26 protein-coding genes and 4 tRNA genes are annotated in these 24,641 nt (G+C 35.9%); 24 read left to right on the top strand and 6 right to left on the bottom strand.

The window, feature by feature from the left end:
• The first annotated feature begins 132 nt into the window (after positions 1-132).
• From PSE60_RS08705 to fabV, 16 genes are all read left to right on the top strand, one after another.
• Entirely contained in the window at positions 133-402 is a 270-nt protein-coding gene (locus tag PSE60_RS08705; protein ID WP_272665147.1) for a hypothetical protein, read from the top strand.
• Between the two features lie 74 nt (positions 403-476).
• Positions 477-890: a GFA family protein gene (locus PSE60_RS08700; RefSeq protein WP_210840123.1), complete on the top strand. Its 414-nt coding sequence runs from the start codon at positions 477-479 to the stop codon at positions 888-890.
• Positions 891-1,073: 183 nt separating this feature from the next.
• The gene (gene psiE, locus PSE60_RS08695; protein ID WP_371021253.1) at positions 1,074-1,481 is read left to right on the top strand and encodes a phosphate-starvation-inducible protein PsiE; all 408 of its coding nucleotides are present in this window, start codon (positions 1,074-1,076) and stop codon (positions 1,479-1,481) included.
• Between the two features lie 294 nt (positions 1,482-1,775).
• Positions 1,776-3,329 carry an AbgT family transporter gene (locus PSE60_RS08690; RefSeq protein WP_210840125.1) on the top strand — a complete coding sequence of 518 codons (1,554 nt, stop codon included), beginning with the start codon at positions 1,776-1,778 and terminating at the stop codon, positions 3,327-3,329.
• Positions 3,330-3,396: 67 nt separating this feature from the next.
• Positions 3,397-4,629, top strand: coding sequence for a peptidase T (pepT, locus tag PSE60_RS08685; RefSeq protein ID WP_272665146.1), 1,233 nt, complete (start codon positions 3,397-3,399; stop codon positions 4,627-4,629).
• A 196-nt stretch (positions 4,630-4,825) separates the two neighbouring features.
• Positions 4,826-5,512, top strand: coding sequence for a LuxR C-terminal-related transcriptional regulator (locus tag PSE60_RS08680; protein ID WP_272665145.1), 687 nt, complete (start codon positions 4,826-4,828; stop codon positions 5,510-5,512).
• The gene (gene uvrC, locus PSE60_RS08675; RefSeq protein ID WP_272665144.1) at positions 5,479-7,311 is read left to right on the top strand and encodes an excinuclease ABC subunit UvrC; all 1,833 of its coding nucleotides are present in this window, start codon (positions 5,479-5,481) and stop codon (positions 7,309-7,311) included. The genes PSE60_RS08680 and uvrC overlap by 34 nt, the downstream gene beginning before the upstream one ends.
• Before the next feature lie 57 nt (positions 7,312-7,368).
• Entirely contained in the window at positions 7,369-7,917 is a 549-nt protein-coding gene (gene pgsA, locus PSE60_RS08670) for a CDP-diacylglycerol--glycerol-3-phosphate 3-phosphatidyltransferase (protein ID WP_004263394.1), read from the top strand.
• Between the two features lie 166 nt (positions 7,918-8,083).
• Positions 8,084-8,159: transfer RNA gene (locus tag PSE60_RS08665), tRNA-Gly, on the top strand.
• Between the two features lie 23 nt (positions 8,160-8,182).
• Positions 8,183-8,256, top strand: a tRNA-Cys gene (locus tag PSE60_RS08660).
• Between the two features lie 7 nt (positions 8,257-8,263).
• Positions 8,264-8,350 (top strand) — tRNA-Leu (locus tag PSE60_RS08655).
• A 127-nt stretch (positions 8,351-8,477) separates the two neighbouring features.
• Positions 8,478-8,564 (top strand) — tRNA-Leu (locus tag PSE60_RS08650).
• A gap of 272 nt (positions 8,565-8,836) precedes the next feature.
• Entirely contained in the window at positions 8,837-8,989 is a 153-nt protein-coding gene (locus tag PSE60_RS08645; protein WP_210839618.1) for an MbeCy, read from the top strand.
• 121 nt (positions 8,990-9,110) lie between these two features.
• Positions 9,111-9,674 carry a hypothetical protein gene (locus PSE60_RS08640; protein ID WP_272665143.1) on the top strand — a complete coding sequence of 188 codons (564 nt, stop codon included), beginning with the start codon at positions 9,111-9,113 and terminating at the stop codon, positions 9,672-9,674.
• Between the two features lie 349 nt (positions 9,675-10,023).
• Positions 10,024-10,338 carry a DUF1090 family protein gene (locus PSE60_RS08635; protein WP_272665142.1) on the top strand — a complete coding sequence of 105 codons (315 nt, stop codon included), beginning with the start codon at positions 10,024-10,026 and terminating at the stop codon, positions 10,336-10,338.
• Between the two features lie 125 nt (positions 10,339-10,463).
• On the top strand, positions 10,464-11,663 hold the full coding sequence (gene fabV, locus PSE60_RS08630) for an enoyl-ACP reductase FabV (RefSeq protein ID WP_109911334.1): 1,200 nt from the start codon (positions 10,464-10,466) through the stop codon (positions 11,661-11,663).
• 106 nt (positions 11,664-11,769) lie between these two features.
• Here fabV and PSE60_RS08625 read toward each other — a convergent pair whose 3' ends face one another.
• Positions 11,770-12,327 (bottom strand): toxin-antitoxin system YwqK family antitoxin, encoded by a 558-nt coding sequence (locus PSE60_RS08625; RefSeq protein ID WP_272665141.1) that lies wholly within the window; start codon positions 12,325-12,327, stop codon positions 11,770-11,772.
• A 222-nt stretch (positions 12,328-12,549) separates the two neighbouring features.
• Between PSE60_RS08625 and PSE60_RS08620 the strand changes: the two genes are divergently transcribed.
• Both PSE60_RS08620 and PSE60_RS08615 read left to right on the top strand, forming a co-directional pair.
• Positions 12,550-13,755: a nicotinamide mononucleotide deamidase-related protein YfaY gene (locus tag PSE60_RS08620; protein ID WP_272665140.1), complete on the top strand. Its 1,206-nt coding sequence runs from the start codon at positions 12,550-12,552 to the stop codon at positions 13,753-13,755.
• 6 nt (positions 13,756-13,761) lie between these two features.
• Positions 13,762-14,535, top strand: a complete 774-nt coding sequence (locus PSE60_RS08615; protein WP_210839609.1) for a nucleotidyltransferase domain-containing protein — start codon at positions 13,762-13,764, stop codon at positions 14,533-14,535.
• Between the two features lie 5 nt (positions 14,536-14,540).
• Here the strand turns inward: PSE60_RS08615 and PSE60_RS08610 are convergent, their stop codons facing one another.
• Together PSE60_RS08610 and PSE60_RS08605 are read right to left on the bottom strand one after the other, a co-directional pair.
• A complete protein-coding gene (locus PSE60_RS08610) occupies positions 14,541-14,972 on the bottom strand; it encodes a DUF5339 family protein (protein WP_210839602.1) in 432 nt (143 codons plus the stop codon).
• Between the two features lie 132 nt (positions 14,973-15,104).
• The gene (locus PSE60_RS08605) at positions 15,105-15,530 is read right to left on the bottom strand and encodes a universal stress protein (RefSeq protein ID WP_272665139.1); all 426 of its coding nucleotides are present in this window, start codon (positions 15,528-15,530) and stop codon (positions 15,105-15,107) included.
• A gap of 325 nt (positions 15,531-15,855) precedes the next feature.
• On the opposite strand from PSE60_RS08605, the gene PSE60_RS08600 reads away from it, so the two are divergent.
• Both PSE60_RS08600 and map read left to right on the top strand, forming a co-directional pair.
• Complete coding sequence (locus PSE60_RS08600) at positions 15,856-16,062, top strand: ParD-like family protein (RefSeq protein ID WP_004910200.1); 207 nt, start codon at positions 15,856-15,858, stop codon at positions 16,060-16,062.
• Entirely contained in the window at positions 16,055-16,825 is a 771-nt protein-coding gene (map, locus tag PSE60_RS08595) for a type I methionyl aminopeptidase (protein WP_004263445.1), read from the top strand. The genes PSE60_RS08600 and map overlap by 8 nt, the downstream gene beginning before the upstream one ends.
• Before the next feature lie 66 nt (positions 16,826-16,891).
• Here the strand turns inward: map and PSE60_RS08590 are convergent, their stop codons facing one another.
• Positions 16,892-17,323, bottom strand: a complete 432-nt coding sequence (locus tag PSE60_RS08590) for a carboxymuconolactone decarboxylase family protein (protein WP_272665138.1) — start codon at positions 17,321-17,323, stop codon at positions 16,892-16,894.
• Between the two features lie 163 nt (positions 17,324-17,486).
• Between PSE60_RS08590 and pdxR the strand changes: the two genes are divergently transcribed.
• Both pdxR and PSE60_RS08580 read left to right on the top strand, forming a co-directional pair.
• On the top strand, positions 17,487-18,974 hold the full coding sequence (pdxR, locus tag PSE60_RS08585; RefSeq protein WP_272665137.1) for a MocR-like pyridoxine biosynthesis transcription factor PdxR: 1,488 nt from the start codon (positions 17,487-17,489) through the stop codon (positions 18,972-18,974).
• Between the two features lie 324 nt (positions 18,975-19,298).
• Positions 19,299-20,585 carry a dicarboxylate/amino acid:cation symporter gene (locus PSE60_RS08580; RefSeq protein ID WP_272665136.1) on the top strand — a complete coding sequence of 429 codons (1,287 nt, stop codon included), beginning with the start codon at positions 19,299-19,301 and terminating at the stop codon, positions 20,583-20,585.
• 77 nt (positions 20,586-20,662) lie between these two features.
• Here the strand turns inward: PSE60_RS08580 and PSE60_RS08575 are convergent, their stop codons facing one another.
• A complete protein-coding gene (locus PSE60_RS08575) occupies positions 20,663-21,547 on the bottom strand; it encodes a LysR substrate-binding domain-containing protein (RefSeq protein WP_272665135.1) in 885 nt (294 codons plus the stop codon).
• Between the two features lie 120 nt (positions 21,548-21,667).
• Here PSE60_RS08575 and PSE60_RS08570 point away from each other — a divergent pair, with 120 nt between their 5' ends.
• Together PSE60_RS08570 and PSE60_RS08565 are read left to right on the top strand one after the other, a co-directional pair.
• Positions 21,668-22,396 carry an aspartate/glutamate racemase family protein gene (locus tag PSE60_RS08570; protein WP_272665134.1) on the top strand — a complete coding sequence of 243 codons (729 nt, stop codon included), beginning with the start codon at positions 21,668-21,670 and terminating at the stop codon, positions 22,394-22,396.
• A gap of 254 nt (positions 22,397-22,650) precedes the next feature.
• Positions 22,651-23,595 carry an SPFH domain-containing protein gene (locus PSE60_RS08565; RefSeq protein WP_004910213.1) on the top strand — a complete coding sequence of 315 codons (945 nt, stop codon included), beginning with the start codon at positions 22,651-22,653 and terminating at the stop codon, positions 23,593-23,595.
• Between the two features lie 229 nt (positions 23,596-23,824).
• On the opposite strand, the gene PSE60_RS08560 is transcribed toward PSE60_RS08565, so the two are convergent.
• Positions 23,825-24,445, bottom strand: coding sequence for an ankyrin repeat domain-containing protein (locus tag PSE60_RS08560; protein WP_272665133.1), 621 nt, complete (start codon positions 24,443-24,445; stop codon positions 23,825-23,827).
• Between the last annotated feature and the right edge of the window lie 196 nt (positions 24,446-24,641).

Here is a 24,641-nt window from a genome sequence, read left to right as displayed (position 1 = left end):
CCTATTTGGTCTTAATTTACGTCGTTGACGGTTTTGACATCTCTTTACTTAATCATGATAACTCTTACTTGTAGCCTGTTTTTTCTGACAGAGATTTGCGCTAAAACAGTTCTAGTGGAATAGGAGATAATGATGAAAAAAATATTACTGGCTCGTATATTTATTATGGTTGTTATTTTGACTGGTTTTTCAATAGCTGCCCAAGCTACGAGTAATACGGTATTAACAGAGATTGCTGTACATAACAAAGTGACGTATGAATATGTGCTACAAAATACAGACGGAAATGACGCAGATATTGAGTTTGAACGGGAAACGAAAGAACTTGATAGTTCACAACTGCGCAGTATTGTTAACGATAAACGTTTTAGTGGGCGACAATTCAGAATAGATAAAAGGTAAATCATCACTTAAATTTTACTGCGGACACGCTCATATTAAGATTACAAATCTACGATCTAAATAAAGGGGATTCTATGCATCAAGGCCAATGTTTGTGCGGTTCTGTAAAAATCACAACGCCAAAAGATATTAGTCATGTCAGTGTATGCCATTGCGGAATGTGCCAAAAGTGGAATGGTGGTCCAGGTTTTAGTGTTGATTGTGGTAACGATTTAATCATTGAGGGGCAAGAAGCTGTGACAATTTTCGCGTCATCTCAATGGGGAGAACGTGCATTTTGTAAAAATTGTGGTTCACACCTTTTTTATCATTTACTTTCGCCTTCAACATATTATGCATCAGCAGCTTTATTTAAAGAGAGCCAAGATGCGCAAATGAGTATGCAAATTTACATCGATAGCAAGCCTAAGTATTATAACTTTGTAGAAAGGACACCTATGTTGACAGAGAAAGATATTATGGAAATGATGTCCCCATCATCTGACTAAAGTTTCTAGTTATAGTATTAATAGCAAGAAATAGGCAATTCGGTAGTAGCTATTCAGACTGTATTTTTTGATTTTATTGGTTAAATTAAGTTCTTATTTGTCATGCGAACGACTTAAATTTGTTTTACAATTAAGGTAATAACTAGACTTAGAAGTTGTTCTGAGGGATAACAAATGAACGGTATGAAAGGAATGCGTCATGCGAGTAATATCGCGTGGGTACTGCAATGGATATTAAATATAGGCTTGATAGCACTCGCTGCTGTACTTGTATTCTTCTTAGCTAAAGAAACAGTGACAATGGCGTCATTAATGTTTGGTAGCTCAAAAGGAGCAACGGCCTATGAGTTACTAGAAGGTATTGTCATTTATTTTTTGTATTTTGAATTTATTGCTTTGATAATAAAGTATTTTATGTCGGGCTATCACTTCCCACTAAGGTATTTTATCTATATAGGTATTACGGCAATTATTCGCTTAATTATTGTTGACCATAGTGACCCAATGACAACGCTGTTACATGCAGGGGCGATTTTGGTACTTGTTGTAGCACTTTATATTGCAAATACTGAAAAATTAAAGCGTGAATAACATACATTAGTCTAATTTACGTGCATACAAAAAAAGTGTAATTATTATTCCTTTTTTTGTATGCGTAACCACGAAGCCAAACACTTAAGTAATATATTCTACATCTAAATCTATAAGTTAATAAAATTTAAGATATAGTATATTTGAAATATAAAATTAATATAAATAATTCTAATGTTTTAATTTGCAACTGGTTTATCCTGTTAGAACTAATCACAAAAGTATTTTACTTTTATATATAGGTTATTTACTGTTATAAAGTTTCTATTCTAATAACATAAGTAGCTTGTAAATATGACAACTAAAACACTTCCCAAGAAAAAAGGGTTCTTAAACCGTGTTGAGCGCATTGGTAATGTTATGCCTGATGTGACTATGCTGTTTGTTTATGCCCTGATTATATGTTGGTTTTTATCTTATCTGCTTTCTTTCGTAGATTTTAGTTATTACCATCCTCTTTCAAAAGAAAAAATCGCTATAGTTAATATGTTCCAGTATGAGGAAATAATATTATTTATTACTGCGGCAGTTAAAAATTTCATTAATTTTCCTCCTCTCGGTATAACGATAGTGGCAACGTTAGGTATTGGTATCGCTGAAAGCAGCGGTTTTATTAATACTGCATTGAAAAAAATGTTGTCGTTTATTTCACCTCGAATGTTAACGCCTACTGTGGTGTTTGTCGGGATCGTTTCTCATATTGCTTCAGACTCTGCCTATGTTATTTTAATGCCAGTTGCAGCAATGATGTTTTATGCGAGTGGCCGTCATCCATTAGCTGGGATTGCTGCAGCATTTGCAGGTTTAGCGGGTGGATTTACTGCAAGCTATACACCGTCAATTATTGACCCAATAATGCAGAGCTTTACACAAGATGCTGCGCAAATGCTAGCACCAGGTTATAGCGTAAATGTTTTATGTAACTATTTCTTTAGTTTGGGTGGTACATTTGGGGTTATTTTCACGTGCTGGTTTATCACTGAAAAGATTGTTGAACCATGGTTAAATAAAAATTGTCCGATCAGTACAAACGAAGTGGATACTGATTCTGAAAAAGATTTAGGTAAAATTACGAATGTTGAGAATCGTGCTTTTCGTATTTCAGGTTTAGTGCTAATTGCTTTAGGTATCGGATTATTTGCATTGTTATGGCCAGAGAACTCCCCATTACGTGGGCCTGATGGCAGCTTAACTAGCCCAAAAGCACCTATTATGCAAATCGTTGTGCCTTTACTGTTTATTTTCTTTGCTTTGCCAGGCATTGTTTATGGTTATATGACGAAATCTTTTACGTCAACAAAAGATGTTGTTAAGGCAATGGAAAATATTACTAAGTCACTTATCCCATTTATTGTTTTTGCTTTTTTTGCAGCCCAATTTTTATATTCATTTCAACATTCTAATTTAGGCACATTATTAGCACTTTCAGGAGCTGAGTTATTACGTACACTTGATATGCCATCTGGAATGACTGTCTTTGGCGTCATTCTATTAACCGCTATTTTAAATATCATGATTACTTCAGCAACATCAAAATGGGCAATTATGGCGCCAGTATTGGTACCGATGCTAATGGCAGTGGGAATTTCACCTGAGTTAACACAAGCTGCATTTCGTGTTAGTGACTCAGCAATGAACGTGAGCACACCGATGTTTCCGTTTTATCCGTTAATCCTGATGTATTGTCAAAAATACTATAAAAATGCAGGAATAGGAACATTGTGCTCAATGATGATCCCATTTACTGTTGGGTTATTAATTATTTTGACTTCAACATTATATTTGTTCTGGGCTTTTGATATCCCAATTGGTTTCGACAGTGGTTACACATGGCATCCTGCACAGTAAGTAGGGCCAATACCCTATCTATTAAGTAAATAGATAGGGTAAATATAGTCAATGCAAGGAATATGAAATGAACGAATTAGGTAAACAATTAGAGCAGCGTTTTTACCGCTATCTCGCTATTGAAAGCCAAAGTGACGCAGCAAGCACAGTTGTTCCAAGCACAGAAGGGCAACGTGAGCTGGCAAAATTATTAGCGCAAGAACTTGAAAGCTATGGTCTGAAAGATATTTATATTGATGACCATGCCATCTTATATGCAATGCGCCCAGGAAATAAGCCTTCAGCACCAAAAATAGGTTTTGTGACTCATTTAGATACTGTCGATGTTGGGTTATCTCCCATCATTAAGCCTCAAACTTTGAGGTACGAAGGGCAGGATTTATGTTTAAATGAAAAAGAAAACATTTGGTTTAAGACTGCCGAGCACCCTGAAGCCGCGCCTTATATGGGTGAAGATATTATTTTTAGCGATGGAACCAGTGTACTGGGCGCTGATAATAAAGCCGCTGTAACGGTTGTTATGGAATTAATGCATAAGCTGCAATATGCCGATTTCGATTGTGGGGATATCTACGTTGCGTTTGTACCTGATGAAGAAATTGGTCTACGCGGTTCTAAAATTATGGATTTAACCCGCTTTAATGTTGACTTTGCTTATACTATTGACTGCTGTGCACTTGGTGAGGTTGTGTATGAAACGTTTAATGCAGCTTCTATCGAAGTTTCAATTAAAGGTATTACTGCACATCCCATGTCAGCTAAGAATGTATTATTGAATCCTATTCGGGTTGCGCATGATTTTATTGGCTGTTTTGACCGTTTTGATACCCCTGAGCACACAGAGCATCGCGAAGGCTATTTTTATGTCACAGATTTAATCGCAAACCCTGATAATGCTAAAATTAAAATGGCGATCCGTGATTTTGACCGCCATAGTTTCGCAGCTCGAAAACATTTTATAGAACAAGCGGTTGAGTTAATAAAAGCGCGTCATCCACGAGCAAAAATTGAATGCAATATTGTAGATGTGTATAGTAATATTAGTGACTCGTTAGGTGATGATCGTACCGCAATTGATTTAATTTTCGATGCATTGAAAATTCAAGAGGTTGAACCTAAAGTGATCCCGATGCGTGGTGGTACGGATGGTTCTGCTTTATCAGCTAGAGGTGTCTTAACTCCAAATTATTTTACTGGGGCACTTAATTTCCATTCATGCTTTGAGTTTCTACCAATCAGCTCTTTTGAGAAAAGCTACTTAGTATCAGAAACTATTTGTCGTTTAGTTGGAAAAAAATAATACTTCAGTTAATTCTTAATATTAAGACCACTCGATAAGGTGGTCTTTAATTATTAATCCACATGAGTTATTCACCTAAATTATAATTTAATATTATTTTTAATAAAACAAAGATAAATAAAAAAGTGTATGTGACTTTTTTATTTATTCATTTATTATTTTTACAATTAATTTTAAAATCCAACAGGGGAATTAATTGATTAATATTATAATAATTGACGATAATAATATTGCAATTCGTGGTTTTGAGGCGGTTTTTTCACGTCATATACGCTATAAGGTTGTTGCTTCTTTTCCAACTGTGGAACATGCGATTACATGGAATAGATGCCAAAAAGCAAATATGATTTTAATCAGTAGTGATCGCTTCCGTTATGATTCACTAAAAACAATTCAGACACTGCGCCGAACTCAGCCGGACGTTGGGATCATTATTTACAATGTCAGAAATAATCCGTCATTTTTTTTAAAGGCGCTAGATATCGGTATTTTTGGTTTATTAAGTATCAATGTGACAGAAGAAGACCTCATTGAAGCTATCCAGATTGTGAGTGTTAAACGGCGAATTATCTCTCCGGATATTGCGCAAGACCTTGCTCTCCAGCGGTTAATTTATAGCAATCAACAAGATATATATGATTTATTATCAGGACGTGAGTTGGAAATCATGTTAATGATTACTCAGGGAATGCCGATTAAACGGGTGGCAGAGTCGCTTTCCTTGAGCCCTAAAACAGTAAATACCTATCGATATCGAATGTTTAGTAAACTTAATATCTGTAGTGATGTAGAATTAACTCATATAGCCATCAGTTATGGTTTAATTACAGCAAAACAGGGTTTATCCGAGTGTCAGAACAGTTCGAGCCGAAAGCTTTCTTAAAAACAGTCACTAATCAACCTGGTGTGTACCGTATGTATGACGCTGGGGAAACGGTCATATATGTAGGGAAAGCAAAGGATCTTAAAAAACGCTTATCCAGTTACTTTCGTGAAAATGTGGGTAGCCGTAAAACAGAGCAGTTGGTTAAGCAAATCGCCTCTATTGATGTGACGGTGACTCATACCGAAACAGAAGCACTATTACTTGAACACAACTATATTAAGTTGTATCAACCACGTTATAACGTATTGTTGCGTGATGATAAATCTTATCCTTATCTATTTTTGAGCAGTGAAACACACCCTCGAATTTCGATGCATCGAGGGGCGAAACATGCGAAAGGTGAGTACTTTGGCCCTTTCCCAAGTTCTTATGCGGTGAGAGAAACATTGGCGTTAATGCAGAAGTTGTTTCCGATACGTCAATGTGAAGATAGCATGTATCGAAATCGCTCAAGGCCTTGTCTGCAATATCAAATTGGCCGTTGCTTAGGTCCTTGTGTTAAAGGCTTAGTTTCCGATGAAGACTATAATCAACAAGTAGAATATGTTCGTTTATTTTTAACCGGAAAAGATAAACAAGTTTTGGCGGGTCTCGTTGAGCGAATGGAAAAGGCAAGTTTAGAACTACGCTTTGAAGATGCCGCACGTTTTAGAGATCAAATTCAAGCGGTAAGGGCTGTTACGGAAGAGCAGTATGTATCTGGGGACAGTGATGACCTAGACGTTATTGGTGTTTCTTTTGAGTCTGGCCTTGCTTGCGTGCATGTACTTTTTATTCGTCAAGGGAAAGTCCTTGGAAGCCGTAGCTATTTTCCTAAAATTCCCGCAGATACTCAGCTTGAGGAAGTGGTTCAAACCTTCTTAGGTCAGTTTTATTTACAAGGCAGCGAAAATAGAACGCTACCGGGTGAAATATTATTAGATTTTGCATTAACAGAAAAAGAATTATTAGCGGAGTCTCTTTCTGAGATAGCCGGTCGTAAAATTAATATTCAAAGCCAGCCGCGTGGTGTGAGGGCTCGTTACTTAAAATTAGCGAGAACAAATGCATCAATTGCGCTTTCTACAAAATTAGCGCAACACTCGACTGTGCAACAACGTATGGTAGCACTAGCAAAAGTCGTTAATTTAGAAAATATTAACCGCATGGAGTGCTTTGATATTTCACATACGATGGGGGAGCAAACTGTCGCTTCTTGTGTTGTATTTGATAAATCAGGGCCAGTTAAATCAGAGTATCGGCGCTATAATATTACAGGGATCACTCCAGGAGATGATTATGCGGCGATGCATCAAGTTTTAACACGTCGTTATGGTAAACATATTGATGAAAGCAAAGTGCCTGACATCATCTTTATTGATGGCGGTAAAGGCCAACTAGGGCAGGCAAGGGATGTATTTAATTCACTTGAGGTCGATTGGGATAAAAAGCACCCATTGCTAATTGGTGTGGCTAAGGGAAGCGACCGTAAAGCGGGGCTTGAAACGTTATTTTTAAAACCTGAAGGTGAAGGTTTTTCATTACCACCAGATTCTCCGGCGTTGCATGTGATCCAGCATATCCGAGATGAGTCGCATAATCATGCGATTACAGGGCATCGACAACGACGAGCAAAGGTCAAAAGTACCAGCGCATTAGAATCTATTGAAGGGGTTGGGCCAAAACGTCGGCAGATGCTGCTAAAATATATGGGTGGGTTACAGCCTTTACGTAATGCAAGCATAGAAGAAATCGCAAAAGTGCCCTCGATCTCATACGCCCTTGCAGAAAAGATTTATAATGCATTGAAACAGTGAGTGTCTTAGGGCAACATATTCATAATATCCAACTTGGTCAAAAAGTTAGTGAGCGTGATGAAATTAAACATACCAACGTGGTTGACATTATTTCGCGTCATCCTAATACCGTTTTTTGTATTAGCCTTTTATCTCCCTGTTACTTGGGGGCCGTTTGCATGTGCGCTTATTTTTGTTATCGCAGCGGTAACTGATTGGTTTGATGGTTTTTTAGCAAGGTTGTGGAAGCAAACCACAAAATTTGGTGCTTTTTTAGATCCGGTTGCTGATAAAGTCATGGTTGCAACGGCGTTAGTGTTAGTCACAGAAAGTTATGATGTTTGGTATGTGACTTTGCCGGCGGCAACTATGATTGCACGTGAAATCATTATTTCATCTTTACGTGAATGGATGGCAGAGATAGGTAAACGTAGTAGTGTGGCTGTTTCTTGGATTGGGAAATTTAAAACAACAGCTCAGATGATGTCATTAGTCGGTTTATTGTGGCGTCCAACGCCATTAATTGAAAACCTTTCAATTGCACTTATGTATGTGGCGGCTATCTTAACGTTTTGGTCAATGTTCCAATATTTAAAGGCTGCATGGGGCGATTTGAGCGAAGCGTGATCGAAATGATTGAAAAAACAGCGAACGATCCAATTATTTCAATAATTGTATTGACTCGATAGGTGAAATCAGTAGAATGCAACGCATCGAACGGCAACATGGTTTACGAAAATAAATAAGTAAATCAGCCAGTTTGAAAAGCATAAGCTGAAAAGTGAAGCTTTACGCGGGAATAGCTCAGTTGGTAGAGCACGACCTTGCCAAGGTCGGGGTCGCGAGTTCGAGTCTCGTTTCCCGCTCCAAATTTCGAAAGAAATTCGGATAAGGCGCGTTAGCAAAGCGGTTATGCACCGGATTGCAAATCCGTGTAGCTCGGTTCGACTCCGGGACGCGCCTCCAAAATTTAGCCCAGGTGGTGAAATCGGTAGACACAAGGGATTTAAAATCCCTCGGCCTTTAGGCTGTGCGGGTTCAAGTCCCGCCCTGGGCACCATCTTAAAATAATTAAACACCATTAAGTGTTTTATTTTAAGTTAGCTAACCACTATGCATCGTTATTGAATATATGGTTAGTCGGGATAAATTAATGATTTATCCAAGTTTGTGAGAAATACAATTTGGCCCAGGTGGTGAAATCGGTAGACACAAGGGATTTAAAATCCCTCGGCCTTTAGGCTGTGCGGGTTCAAGTCCCGCCCTGGGCACCATCTCAATTTCAATCAGTCATGATTTGAAGTTAACAATTAACCACCAATAGGTGGTTTTTTTGTATCTAATCTTCTTTAAATTCGTTGTATCTACTCAACTAATATCGGTTTATTAGTGATATTTCTTATTTATATTCAATGCATTACTTTTATAAGAGCGCAAAAGTTGCTTTATTGTGTCAATCAACGCGTAATTCGTGTAAAAAACCGTAAGTCAGACCGTTCTGTTGATGTTTTGTGTCACTATTTTGATTCTTGAAGAGGATCGAGCTATGTCTAACATGAAAACTGAAGTTGTCGTCGTACGATTAACGAAACACGAACGAGCACTACTAGATACAGTAAAAACAAAGCCTTTGTTGGCAGATTGGTTGAAAGAAATTGCTATGGCAGAGGCTAAACAACAGGAGAGCAAAGAAGAATAAGGCGGCCTTAACGATGCAGAAATCAATCGAGTCATTTAATGTGATGATAGAAAAGTTAATTTTTGATTAATTATTCGTTTTTGATAGTATCAAATTAGATGACTTAATTGGAATTTGAGACGTGATGATTAAAGGGATTTTGTTAACGTTAATACTGGTATTTGCTTCTGGTTGTACAACGAAAAAATTGGATGCCCCCTATGGGTTCAAATGGGGGCAAACCCCCGTTGATATAAAAAAATTGCATTTAAAAGGATTACAATGCACTGAATTTGAAGAGGGAGGTGCGTTATGTTCATCAAAAAATTCTCCTCAAATAGCAAATAAGCTGTTTTTATTGATGTTTTCTCGGGAAAAAAATACATTAATGTTAGTTTCTTCCCAAGGAAAAGATAGCCGCGACCAATCAGGCATTTTGGCCGAGTACGATGCGATTAATCAGAAAATGTTTGAAGTATATGGTTTGCCAAAGCAAACAATCGAGCGTTATAAACGGGATATTTATTTCTTAGATAAAATATCTGATGACGAAACAACGCCATTTAAGCGGGTTTATGAAAAAAATGGCATGCAGATTATGGTTGGTATTGTTAGTAATGCCCATTTTCGCAAAATTCACGATAAAAAAGACATTGTTTACTCAGTTATGGTTATCCATAATTTAATACCAACTAAGCCGCAATAGGCAGCTATCAAGTTATTTGATACACGCTAATGCTGTGTTTTTATTTCGTTTAGCGATGAGTTTGCACATATCTTTCTGCCGCATAAGTGTCGATAAAGTCGCATTCTAGAGTTGTGGCTTCACCATCGAAAACTTCAACAAAAGTCCCATCCTGTTTTACGCCTCAATAATGGTTACCGTCAGCAATGATTTTTAATAGTGGCAAAATATCGGTTAGCTCATAAAGTTCATTTCAAGATTTTATGCATAAGTGCGATGATTATTTAACTAAGATAAATCTCGTAGATGAAAATACTCATAAATGTTGGACTAGTAGAAATTATTTTATGAGTGATATCAGGAAATTATCATGAGAAAAACGTTATTAGTCGCTCTCTTGGCGCTATTTATCCCATTTTCTTCGCAAGCAGGCTCAAAATACTATGATTGCGGAAAAACGCTCATGAGTTTAGAGCAGCAACTGCGTCACGCTTCATACCATGGTAATAAAAACAAAGTGTCCAAAATCAGGAAGAAAATCCATAAAATTAGTAATAAGTGTTATGACAGCCACTCTGGCGCGACTAGAGTATATGACCATTATTCTAGAGGAAAAGAAACTAGCCTTGAGCGGGAATTAGATTCATTACGTCGTGTTATTGAAGCGCTTAACGATTTAAAATAGATAATTAATGAGAAAATAAGCCATAAACTGGTCTGTTCTCCCTATTTATTTTCACTCTGTCTTAAGTAAATGGATAATATCAGGTATATTAGACCCTGATTGTTAGCTACCAAGAAAAAATGACTATGATTATCAAACCTAAAATTCGTGGTTTTATCTGCACTACAGCTCATCCGGCAGGCTGTGAAGCCAATGTGCGTGAGCAAATTGCCTACGTGAAATCACGTGGTGAACTGAAAAACGGCCCTAAGAAAGTTTTAGTTATTGGTGCATCTACCGGTTACGGCTTGGCCTCTCGTATCAATGCTGCATTTGGCAGCGGTGCGGCTACCATCGGTGTATTTTTTGAAAAGCCAGGCAGTGAAGGTAAAACAGGCTCTGCGGGCTGGTACAATTCTGCAGGTTTTGACAAAGCAGCGAAAGAAGAAGGCTTGTATGCGAAAAGCATTAATGGTGATGCTTTTTCTGATGAATGCCGTCAAACCGTTATTGATTTAATTAAACAAGATTTAGGCCAAATTGATTTAGTGGTTTATTCACTGGCCTCACCTGTGCGTAAAATGCCTGAAACAGGTGAAATCGTACGTTCGGCCTTGAAACCTATTGGCGAACCGTACAAATCTGTTGCGCTGGATACCAACAAAGATGTGCTAATTGAAGCCGTTGTTGAGCCCGCAAATGAACAAGAAATCGCAGATACAGTAAAAGTCATGGGCGGCCAAGATTGGGAACTGTGGATGAATGCATTAGATGAAGCAGGTGTTTTAGCTGATAATGCACAATCTGTGGCTTATTCTTATATTGGTACGGATTTAACATGGCCAATTTATTGGCATGGTACATTAGGTAAAGCAAAAGAAGATTTAGACCGTGCGGCTCATGCAATTAACCAAAAATTGCAAGCTAAGGGTGGGGCAGCGTATGTTGCTGTATTAAAATCTGTTGTAACACAAGCCTCTTCTGCAATTCCTGTAATGCCTTTATATATCTCTATTGTCTTTAAAATCATGAAAGAGAAAGGGATCCATGAAGGTTGTATTGAACAAATTCAACGCTTATTTGCCACTAAATTATTCAATGATGCAGTGCCAGATACTGATGAAAAACATCGTCTACGTTTAGATGATTGGGAATTGCGTGATGATGTTCAAAATACATGTCGTGAAATTTGGCAGCAGTTGAATGATAATAACATCAATGAGCTAACGGATTACCAAGGCTATAAAGCTGAATTTCTCCGCTTATTTGGTTTCGGCCTAAATGGTGTTGATTATGATGCTGACCTTAGCGGTGAAGTGAATTTTGAAGTGAAAGAGCTGATTTAGTTGCTTTGGTCATGATTGTTAATATCTTAGAAACCCGCTAATTTGCGGGTTTCTTTTTTAGCTATCTTTGTAAATCATATGCTTCTGCTTTATTTTGTTCATTGAATTATTCTACTACGATGACCTCACCATCACGGATCAGTGCTTTAGAAATAATCACTCCATTTTCATCAAATTCAGTTACTGTGCCAACAAGTTCTCCATTTTTAAAAGTACCAGTAATGTTTGGTTTATTACTTGGAGTGTTATGGTAGATTTTAAATGGTCCTGATAACTTGCCTTGTAGCACGGTTAATTCGATATCGATACGGCCATTTTCATGGTAGTTGCGGACAGTTCCATTTATCTTACAGTTTTTAAGTTGAATTAGGGATTCAGGATTACCATTTTCATAGTAGGTTTTGATGTACTTATCCAAACATCCTTTAGATACCCAAGTTTTGAATTTTGGCTGGCCATTATCGTACTCAGTTTCAAATGCGCCTTCAGCAAGACCTTTAGGTGCTTCTGTGGAAGGAAACTCTATCGTTTTTAACTCATTTAATTCCCCAAATTTTGAATCTGAGTTTGAATTGGAATTTGTAGAGCCCCCAAGTTGACATCCGGAAATAAATAAAAATAAAGAAAGTAGTGCGATAGATTTAATTGGTTTTAGCTTGAACATGTATCCTCTATTATTACGGTAAAAAATAATGGATTCAATTGCATATAAAACTATAGCCTTTTTATGACTATATATTCTGAGAATTATCTTAAACTATTTATTTTTAATGGGTTGTAGAGGATTTTTACAGGATTATTAAGCTGAATAAATATTGATGTTAGTCAGCTTAATAATAAGGTAATTTAGCAAGTTAGTGTAATTTGTATAATAAGGGAGTCATGGATGTTAGTTGTTGAAATGCTGAGTACTGGCGATGAGGTTTTACACGGACAAATAATTGATACAAATGCAGCTTGGTTGGCAGACTGTTTTTTTCAACAAGGTCTCCCTTTGAGTAGCCGAACAACTGTTGGTGATGATTTAGATAGTTTAGTCGCTACTTTCCTTGAACGTAGTTTATCTGCAGATGTTCTGATTGTTAATGGCGGGCTTGGGCCAACAAGTGATGACTTAAGTGCTCTGGCAGCGGCTAAAGCTGCGGGAGTTCCATTAGTTGAGCATTCACAGTGGATTGAGGTTATGGAGCGCTATTTTATTGCTAGAGGGCGAATTATGCCTGAGACAAATCGTAAGCAAGCGCTACTTCCTGCCAATGCGGAATTAATTGATAACCCAGTAGGAACAGCTTGTGGGTTTTCATTAGTTTTGAATGATTGTCTAATTTTTTTTACACCGGGGGTTCCTTCAGAGTTTAAAGTTATGGTGAATGAGCAAATTTTGCCGAGGTTACGTGAACGGTTTACATTGCCAGAGCCGCCAATTTGTTTACGTCTAACCAGTTTCGGTCGTAGTGAAAGTAGTCTTGCGAAGCAATTTGATAGTTTACCTTTACCTGAAAATTGTGTTTTAGGCTACCGCTCCTCAATGCCTATTATTGAATTAAAACTGACGGGGCCTGCATCACAAAAAGAATTGATGGAGAGAGATTGGCAACTCGTGAAGCAAGGAGTAGGGGATAATCTGATATTTGAAGGTACTGAAGGTTTAGCACAAAAAATTGGTAACTTATTAAAAGAAAAGAAATTAAACGTAATAGCTAGTGAACAATTTAGTGCAGGGTTATTAAATTGGACATTGGATTCAGCAGGAATCGTTATTTCTGACAGTCAAATTTTACCACTTGATGTGGAGCAAACATTAGAAACTCTAGCACAAAGAGCTCAAAATATAACGATTAACCACCCTTTATCTATTGGTTTAGTGATTGGTGAATATCATGAGCAGTATCTAAACGTTGCATTATCAACTCCAGGTAAGTGTTATGTGCAAAGAATTCACTATTTGCCAAATAATCATTCGCAGAAAGAAAAGCAAGAAGTCAGTGTAATGTTAGTATTAGATATGTTGTCTCGCTGGTTAAATGGTCGTGAGGTTATTGGCTATTATGAATGGTTAGTACAAACAGAAACACTTATCTTAGAGAGTTAGCGGGTTATGAAGTTAAAAGATTATGCGTGTATCCCTGTTCTTGAGGAAAGGCCTTTTCAATCGGAATTTCAGTCAGTAATAACAGAATCTATTTACTGGCTGAGTCACATATTAAAAGAAAAGCTCCATAGCCTATATGTTTATGGCAGTGTTGCAAAGGGCTGTGCAAAACCTCAACAATCAGATTTAGATCTGTGCATCATATTATGTGACGATCTTACCCAATTAGAAACAACCAGACTTAATGAAATACAAGTTCAATTGACGGTTAATCATACAGAAGTCAGCAAAATTGATTTTGATGTAGGTATGCTTGCGGATGTGATGAGTGAGGCTAATTTATATAGTTGGGGATATTGGATTAAGCATCACTGCCGTTGCATTTATGGGAATGATTTAGCTACACATTTTAGCCAATTTATCCCTTCGCGTGAAATAGCAGAAGCAGTTAATGGTGATTTTGTTAATGTACTCAATAATTATATTGACCAAATTAATCATTGTAATGATGACGCTGAACTAAAGTTATTATATCGGGCGGCATCGAGAAAGCTTATTCGTTCGACCAGCATTTTACGTTGGAAAAATGACAATGACTGGCCTGAAACATTATCAGAATACACACAGAAATTTGTCCAACGTTATCCTGAACGGCAATTTGAGATAAATTATTTTTTATATCAAGGTACAGCTCCGTTTGCTGATGAGCAATTCGTGGGAAAATTAATCCAGTTTATCAATTGGTTGGATTATGAGCGTTCTAATAGTATTAATAAATAAACCCGTTATAGTTCATCAGGCTGTAGTGCATTAACGATATAATTAATACTTGAAACACCCTTTTTGCAGGCCTTGTCTTTTAATATAGTCGGAGTTTTATCAATAGCCATTTTTACTGAAGACAGTTGATCAGTGTAGGTTTGTGCCCCAATAATCTCTGGATTATTATTTAAGTATTCAATAACTTCATCGACTTTTTGATAAAATTGGCCACACGAGTCACCATCAATTTCTAAGGTTTTTAATTCATTTAGCGTATTTGGAATCAGTTGCTTGGTTTGCTGTTGTACCTGCTCGATATACTTTCCTGTTTTTACTTGCTCAACGATAGTCATCACCTGATTTTTCAGGTTAAAAAACAAAGTAATAGCTGTAATTAAAGCGATGGCAAGAATAATATTGATGCTTATACTGATCCAGAGAAAGTATCTTTTCATTGCATTCCTTGAGTGAAAAATAAACCTGTAATATATAGCCTAGTAGAGTGAATAATGTCGATATGTAAGCTTAACACGAAAAAACAAGGTAACCCAATAATAGGTTACCTAGGTTATTATAATTGATAGTGGTTATCGAACCGTTAAAACAGAAATTTTTGAATTTTGAATAACCATTGATGCTGTCGAACCTAAAAAATATGTGGACATGCCGGGACGCTTTGAGCCAATTACAATTAAATCAGCAGAAATTTCTTCAGCAACGCGTAAAATCTCATCTCTTGGTGTTCCCATTAAAACTTGCGCGCTGTACTTATCACTTGAAAGATTAAATTCTTTAATAATCTCAGCGAGTTGTCTTGTAACATTATCTTGTTCACTATCCGCTTTTTCAGCAAAACCAAATCCCATCGTGGTATAGAAAGGGACAGTAGGAATAATCGCTAAAAAATGAATATGTGCTTTTTCATATTCAGCAAGGTATTGAATATGTGCCATAACTAAATGTGCTAAGCTTTTTTCTGTTATATCAATCGGAACTAAAATTTTATTATACATATTTTTCTCCAGCTTTTATTTATTGAGTTCATGCAGTAATCGGGTCGTTAGTTTATAAAGAGTAGAGCTGTTAAACAGTAAATGGCCGAGTCAATCAAAATAATGTTAATTTACACATAGGAATTACATACCTCGGGCTCCATCATAGCGGATCAACACCATAAATACTTTGACAGCGCATTTAACTTAAGAAACTTAATAGTGATATTTACAGGCTGTTTTTCATGCGCTTTGTGCTATACAAAACGTGAGTACTTTGAATCATCACCTTCCTGTTATATGATCTATACATGGTTTGTATACATATCATATTGTTGAGGTTATTTTGGGTATCGTAAAAATTTCAGATGAATTGCATGATTATCTACGCCATGCGAGCCAAGTTATGTCCCGATCGATTAATTCACAGGCAGAATTTTGGATTAAAATTGGAATGCAAGCTGAATTAAACCCGAATAAGACATTTACTATGTTAATCAATGAAATGTTAGAGAAAGAGTCAATTGAATTAAAAGGAAAGGTTCATGAATAATATTACAATTAAAACAGCAGAAGAAATTGAACTGATGCGTGAGTCTGGACGACTTTTGGCTAGTGTTTTTAAGATGTTGGATTCATTTATCGTACCTGGTATTTCTACGATGGAAATTAATGATAAGGTTGAAAGCTATATTGTTAATGAGTTACAAGCAAGGCCTGCCAGTAAAGGGCAATATGGCTACCAATATGTTTTGAACACGTCTCTAAATGAAGTCGTTTGCCATGGCGTTCCAAAAACAGATGAAATTTTAAAAGCAAAAGACATTATTAATGTTGATATTACGCTAGAGAAAAACGGTTTCATTGCCGATTCAAGTAAAATGTATGTTATGCCGGAAGCTTCACCACTGGCACGTAAATTAGTTAAAGATACTTATGCCGCTATGTGGGAAGGCATAAAGCAAGTTAAACCAGGCGCAACGTTAGGTGATATTGGTTCCGCTATTCAACATTATGCGGAATCTAAAGGTTATAGTGTTGTACGTGAATATTGTGGGCATGGTATTGGCCGTGAAATGCATGAAGACCCGCAAGTTCTTCATTATGGTGTACGAGGGAAAGGGGTAGAATTAAAAGAAGGAATGACATTTACGATAGAGCCAATGATCAACCAAGGTGGAATGAAAATTAAAACAAAAAAAGATGGTTGGACAGTTGTAACGAGAGATAAAAAATTATCTGCACAATCGGAACATACGGTATTAGTCACTAAAGATGGCTATGAAGTTTTAACGCTACGTGATGAAGAAAAATAGCGTCAAAAATAGACTTTATAAGCTTGTTACCATTATGGTAACAAGCTTTTTTTATGCAAATTTTTATTATTGTCTCAGTGCTATTGCTATACGATTAAATGCACTCATTAAACCAATAGCGATAGTTAGGTCAGAAATTTGAGCATCAGAAAAATGGTGTTTTAATTCATTAAAGAGTACATCTGATGTACCACTGGTAGCTATGTTAACAACAGCTTCTGTCCAAGCTAATGCAGCGCGTTCTAATGAATTAAAATGATGACTGACTTGCCAGCCAGCGAGAGTATCAATTTTTTTGTTACTAACGCCATTTGAACGCAATGAGCTTGCATGCATATCTAGGCAAAATGCACAGCCATTGATTTGTGAAACTCTTAAATAGATGAGTTCTATCAGTTCTTTAGCTAGCCCGCTTTTATCCAATGCATTTTTGCAATCAATAAGCCCTTTATAAGCTTCAGGTGATAAATTGTTATAGGCTAATCTCAGTTCACTCATGAGTGATTCCTTACATATTTTGTTGTCAGATAAAATGCAATATTTTGTAATGATTATTTGTAATAGATGTAATATAAGGCTAGCTTGACCTAGGATAAAGAGACAAGATTAATCAAACTAGCTATGACAAGATAGCTGGAATGGTATTCTAGTTGGAGGGAGTATGTTAATAAAAGTTGATGCTCAAATAAGTACACCGCTATATTTACAAGTTTATCAGCGTATACATGAAGGTATTAAAAGCGGTCAATTACAAGCTCAACAACGCTTGCCTTCAATACGGGTATTGGCTAGTGAGCTAAATGTTGCTCGGGGAACCATCGAATTAGCCTATCAAATGTTACTGAGTGAAGGAATTATTGAGTCAAAAGGAGCAAAAGGGACATTTGTTGCGGATACAGTAAAAAAATTACGGACAGTACACTCATTATTGGAAAATAAAGGTCAATATCTAGATTTTGAAGTAGAGAACCGAAAGTTAATAGGGAATGAACAAACTACGGATAAAACAAAGAGTGAACAGAATGCCAAAGTTATCACAAATAAATTTCATGAATTGCAGCCATTCCAATTAGGCACTCCAGCCCTTGATGCATTTCCAACAAAGCTATGGGCAAGAATATCTGCGAAAATATTACGTGAAAGTCGTTTTGACTTATTAAGTTACCCTGATTCACAAGGTGTTATTGAATTACGGCAAGGGCTTGCGCGTTATTTGATGGTGTCACGGGGGATTTCTTGTTCTGCAGAACAAATATTTATTAGTTTTGGTCATAGAGCGAGTTTGCACCTGATTACTCAATGCCTATTTAATCATGGAGACGTAGGGTGGTTTGAAGAACCCGGTTATCATATTGCTCGCCATTTTTTACAGCAAATTGGTTTAAAGTTAGTTCCTGTTTCTGTTGATAATAATGGACTCGATGTTGAAGAAGGTAAGTTATTAGCACCTAGTGCAAATTTTGTGCTGGTTACACCGGCTCATCAAAGCCCAACAAATGTTGTTTTATCATTAGAAAGAAGATTGGCATTACTCGAATGGGCAAATAAACAAGGTAGTTGGATTATTGAAGATGATTATGATGGTGAATTTCATTACCAAGGAAGGCCTTTACCTGCATTAAAAAGTTTAGATAGCCAAGAACGGGTTATTTATTGTGGCACATTTAGCAAAACGTTATTCCCTGCTTTACGCCTCTCTTATATTGTGGTCCCACCATCTGTTATCGCGCATTTTCATTCCATTGCGGAGGTCTTAGGTAATCAGTGTCCAATATGGCAGCAACAGGTAACTAGTCAATTTATTAATGATGGACATTTTTTGCGACATTTACGAAAGATGCGCAACTTATATCGTCAAAGAAAACACTTTCTAATAGAGGCTATTTCAGAGGTACTGCCTAATATATTTGAAATTCAACCTCAAAGTGGAGGAATGCATATTTTAGTTAAGTTGGTCAATGGTAAATCTATTGGAGACTATGTGAAGTTGGCAAACGAATACGGGCTAAAAATAGAATCTTTGAATGAATGGTCGATAAAGAATATGGTTTCACCATTTTTATTATTGGGATTCACCAATATTAAAAGTAAATTAGAGGCCGTAAGCCTTTGTGAGCAGTTAAAGATAATTGATAGTAAACTTGTCTAATTTAATTATAGTGCTAAGTTTTTTCTATCAGTTGAGTTTTATCATTATTAATGATTTGTAATTAAATAAATTAGAAACTTAAAAAATATTGTAATTTATAAAAAATACAGATGGACTAAAATAAACTGTATTTAAGATAAATGATGATATATTATTGTTTTTAAATAAAATTAACAGCTATGCATTTTTTGCATGGCTTTTCGCCCATTTGCATTTCTCTTTAAGTTAAAAAAATGTAACTATCGGCTTCAGGCTCAAGAGTCGCATCCAATAAAGAGTTATAGTTTATTTCTATAACGATAAATAAATAAAATAGGGGTACGAATGAACAGACATAAACTTATGAAACAAATAATGATAGCGATTGTTTTAGGTATCATATTAGGTTGGGGGTGTCATAATTATGCTGCATCGGTAGAAGAAGCGAAAGATATTGCTTCTTATCTAAATATTATTACTGATGTTTTTTTACGTCTAATTAAAATGATAATAGCACCATTAGTATTTGCGACAATTGTTTCTGGAATTGTCTCTATGGGTGGTTCTTCATCTGTGGGTAGTATTACAATTAAAGCCATGGTTTGGTTTATTTCTGCAGCAGTAATTTCATTATTAATAGGCATGATCTTTGTTAATGTATTCCAACTAGGTGTTGGATTAAATTTAACAGCCCCGGCAGTTGCTGTAGATAGTGGTTTAAATACTTCTGGTTTTACCTTAAAGGCATTTATTACCCATATTTTCCCGAAAAGTTTTGCGGAAGCGATGGCAAATAATGAGATCCTACAAATATTAGTTTTCTCCATTTTCTTTGGTTCAGCTCTCGCATATATTTGCAAAGATCAAAAAAGCCCAATCGTTACATTAATCGAAGATTTATCACGTATTATGTTCCGTATTACTGACTATGTGATGAGTTTTGCTCCAATTGCAGTATTTGCCGCGATTGCTTCAGCAGTGACCGTCGAAGGTTTAGGGCTGCTTTATGATTATGGCAAACTTATAGGGCTTTTCTATGTCGCATTAGCAGTATTATGGGCGGTATTATTCTTCGCAGGTTATATCTTCTTAGGAAAATCTGTGTTCAATTTAGGAAAGCTTATTCGAGAACCTGTTGCTCTTGCATTTGCGACTGCAAGTAGTGAGTCTGCGTATCCAAAAACAATGGAAGCGTTGAATCAGTATGGTGTACCTAAAAAAGTGACCAGTTTTGTACTACCACTGGGATATTCATTTAACCTTGATGGCTCAATGATGTATCAGTCTTTTGCAGTGTTATTTATTGCGAATGCTTATGGAATTGACCTTAGTATTACAGAACAAATTCTTATTTTATTAACCTTAATGGTGACGAGTAAAGGGATGGCTGGTGTGGCTCGTGCTTCGATTGTTGTTGTTGCAGCAACGCTACCGATGTTCAGTTTACCTGAAGCGGGTATATTATTATTACTGGCAATTGATCAATTCTTAGATATGGGAAGAACGGCAACAAATGTCGTTGGAAATAGTATTTCTACCGCCGTAATATCACGTTTAGAAGAAAGAAAAGGGCGTATTAATGCAGAGCCAGAAGTTACACTGAATGATAAAGTAACACCTACACTAGAATAATTCACACCATAGTCATTAATGCTCAGTATACCCCTTCTTATAGCAATAGAAGGGGTTTTTATACAGTATGAAACATACTAAGTTGTTTGATTACGCATAAATTGCCAAAAACGCTCCGATGAAATATTTAATCTAGCTTCAGTACGATAGATATAAACTCCCATATTTATCGATAAGCTGGGATCGAGAATAGCCAGTTCATTTTGCTTAATTTCATTTTTAATTGAGTAATCAGGTAACCAGCCAACACCACTACCATTTAATACCATACGTTTTAATACATCACTCATCGATGAAACAAATGAGAGTTCAAAGGGCAGATCGGCTGATTTATTCATTAATTGATTAACCTGTCTTCCCATATAACTTTCATCAGTATATTTCATTAAGGGAAGTATTGAACCATCAAGAGTGTAAATAGGTTTTTTTTCTTTATCACATAGAGAGACTAAGTGTAATTGACTGTCTAATATTTTTGCATGTAAGAAAGGTGATGACATCAATTCTTCATTATAAAATGATAAAATAAAATCACTTTGTCCTTCTTTTAGCTTATGAACAGCTTCATCAACATTTATTGATTCAACAAAGAATATTTTATCAATATTTTTAGAAAATTGAGATATAAAATCAGGAAGTAAAAAAACAGAAAGTGAATGAGCAGCAGAAATATTTACTCGCTGCTTGTCATTATCAACCCCTTTAATTCTATTTATTTGAAAATAAATATCATCAAGTAAGTTTCTTGCATAAACAATAAAGCTTTTTCCCTGAGGGGTGAGTTGTAGTGGGTTAGTGTTTCTATCGAATATTTCAAAACCAACAGAAGATTCAATGGATTGAATTCTTCGACTAAACGATGATTGAGAGATATTTCTTTTTTCTGCCGCTAATGTAAAACTGCGACACTCTTCTAGTACAACAATATCGTGCAACCATTTAATTTCAAGATTACTGATCATTGTGTCCTCTAATATTATAATTATTAATTTTGCTATGCAAATTTAGCATAACTTATAGAAACTCTGCAATTACGAAAGGAAAACATTATGTCATGATATCATCAATTTGAAGGAGGTATTATGAAAAAAATATTAGGTATGTTAGGGGGAATGGGTCCCGGTGCAACCGCAGATGCTTTTTCAAAACTCATTAATAATACAGGTGCCAAAAAAGACCAAGAACATATTCCTGTTATTATTGTGTCGATACCTGATATCCCTGATAGAACGGAAAATATTATTTATAGCGGCCCATCACCATTACCAGCAATGATTGAATACCTAAAAATACTAGAAAATGCAGGTGTATCTTGTATTATAATGCCATGTAATACGGCTCATTTCTGGTATGAGGATTTAATCAAAGAAACAGGGGTTCATTTTATTAGTATTATAAATGCGGCATGTAATAAAATTTTAAAAGATAGTGTAAAAAAAGTCGCTTTGTTAGCAACAACAGCGACTATTCAAACAAAACTATATCAAAATAAATTAAGTTTACATGGTGTTGAATGTATTGAACCTGATGAGATGAATCAATATAAAATAATGCAGAGTATTATTTCGTATAAATCAGGGGATATTAGAAAAGCAAAAGAGCTTATTTATCCTTATATAAATAAATTAAAATCAATAGGGGTCGATAAGTTTGTTATGGGATGTACGGAAATTCCTTTAATATTAGAGGAGATATCAAAGGATAGCCCAGAACAATTTATTGATGCGACGGAAGCGTTAATAAATGAAGCAATTGATTGGTATAGTTATAGTAATGGCTTTAAAGAAATAGGGAATAATCAGTTAATTTAATTAGATAGCTCAATAAGACCAGCACTAGGGAATTTAATTATTTTATAGCGATGAGTCATTATATAATGAAAATATAAGCACACATGAAAGTCATATGTGTGCTTTTACGTTTGCATTAGATAAATTAAGATTGATGGTAATTTGAACGATTTTACCATTGAATAGCTAAAATTTAGGAATATTAGACTTGTAGTTAGAAAACAAGTAGTGACAATAGGCGCTTTATTATAATTATTATTTGATAGGGATTAACCATGCAATTTAAATCAATGATTAAATTGGTTGTCGGCGCTGCATTACTGCTAGTTATCGGCCTCGTAGGTATTAACTCATATACCATTGTACAAGATGGTTCGGTTAAGGTTGGAACATTTTTAGGAAAAGTCGACCCAGTGGCTTATGATGCAGGTTTACATTTTCCAATTAACCCGTTTACAACGTTTGATACGTACTCAACAAAAGATATTCGTGTATCTCTAAAAGAGCTAAGAGTACCTTCACAAGATAAATTAAAATCTATTGTTGATATTACGGTAATGCTTCAGTTTGATGGCTCTAAAGCACCAGTATTACGTATTAATGGTGGTACAGAAAGTGAAGCTTTAGATAAATATGTACGCCAAAAATTGATTTCAACGATTTTGGAATTTGGTAAAGATGTTGCTAATGCGCAAGATCTTTATACAGCAGATACACAAAGAAAATTACAAGAATCTATTCGTGATGCTATTCAAGGGTATGCATCCCCTTATGGCTACACAATAAAAGAAATCATGATCCAAGATATTACTTTGCCTGAAGTTGTACAAGAGCAAGTCGTTAATACGAAAATGCGCCAAGAGCAAATTAACCAAGCAAAAGCAGAGGCAGAAAAAGAGCGTGAATTAGCTCAGAAAAAGGTTGTTATTGCAGAAGCAGAGAGAGAGTCTGCTGAACAACAAGCCATCGCTAGGGAACGTAATGCACAAGCAAGTTCATTTGCGATGCGTCAAGAAGCGGATGCAAAATTGTATGCTGCACAGAAAGAAGCTGAAGCTAATGCGATATTACAACGTACTATTACCCGTGAAATGATCAATTGGAAACAGTTAGAGATTGAACAAATTAAAGCTCACAAATATAAAGGTGAAGTGCCTAATATTGTTGTTGGTGCAGACTATGATGGCAAAATGATTATGGACATGCGTAATAGCCAGTAATTTTCATTAAAAGAATGACTACATTTACAAGCTGTTCTATTAAGCTTGAAGTAACCACATAAAGTTGGACACTTTTAGTCAATTGATTGTATAGCCTGATTTCGATATCTAATCGGAATCAGGCTATTTAATATATAGAAGGGTACGTCCAATACTTTTGTTATGCTAAAAATAACTTATTTGCATGATTGGTGAAAATAATTCTGTTATTACCCAATATTCCTATAAATCAATTACAAGATGGTTTATCGGTACGATGATTTAGTGCACCATTATCAATAAGGAATTTTTGCATTTCTAGAAGATTATTTTTACATGCATAAGTTAATGCACTTTGGTCATAAGAAAACATGGTTACATCATCAGTCGTTGTACTTCGGTTAATATCTGCCCCTTGCGATAATAAGTATTTAACCGTTTCCATTCTATTATTACTCGCGGCTATCATGACTAATGTTTCTCCATCACTTTCAATTTGCTGATTATTCAAGTCTACTTCGTCTTTCATTAGCTGATGGACTTTTTTTACAACATTAACATTATTACCAAGTACCGCTGATTTTAGTACGTTATATACGTCACCGGTATCGGTTGCCCAAAGATTAGCATTTTGCGAGATAAGATAATCAACCATTGCTTCATCACCAATAAAGGCAGCCCATCCCAGAGCCGTTTGGTCTAAGCTACCAGTGTCTTTGGCTTCTATATCTTGCCCCTCAGTAACCATTTGTTTTACTTTGTCTAAATCTCCCTGCTTTACGGCATCAAACCATTCGGCATTAGCGCCTTCACTAGGACTTTCATAGAAGACTCTCCAAGGTAAACGTTCTTTATTCGCGAGTTCGACCATCGTAGCGTAATCTGTTTTAAAATGCCTATATTTTAAAGGGTTATTATTATTAACAACTTGGGCTTGTGATACTGACCCAAAAGTAAGTAATGAAAAAGCAAATATAATTTTTTTAATATACATATTTAAACCTTATTAATATTTAGTTATTTATCAGTATTGAAAAATAAACGACACAAAGCAATACAAATCATAC

It is taken from the genome of Providencia sp. PROV174 (genome assembly GCF_028480685.1).
Classification (GTDB): domain Bacteria; phylum Pseudomonadota; class Gammaproteobacteria; order Enterobacterales; family Enterobacteriaceae; genus Providencia; species Providencia rettgeri.
Note: the sequence above shows the minus strand (reverse complement) of the source record. Positions and strands in the feature narration are given on the sequence as shown.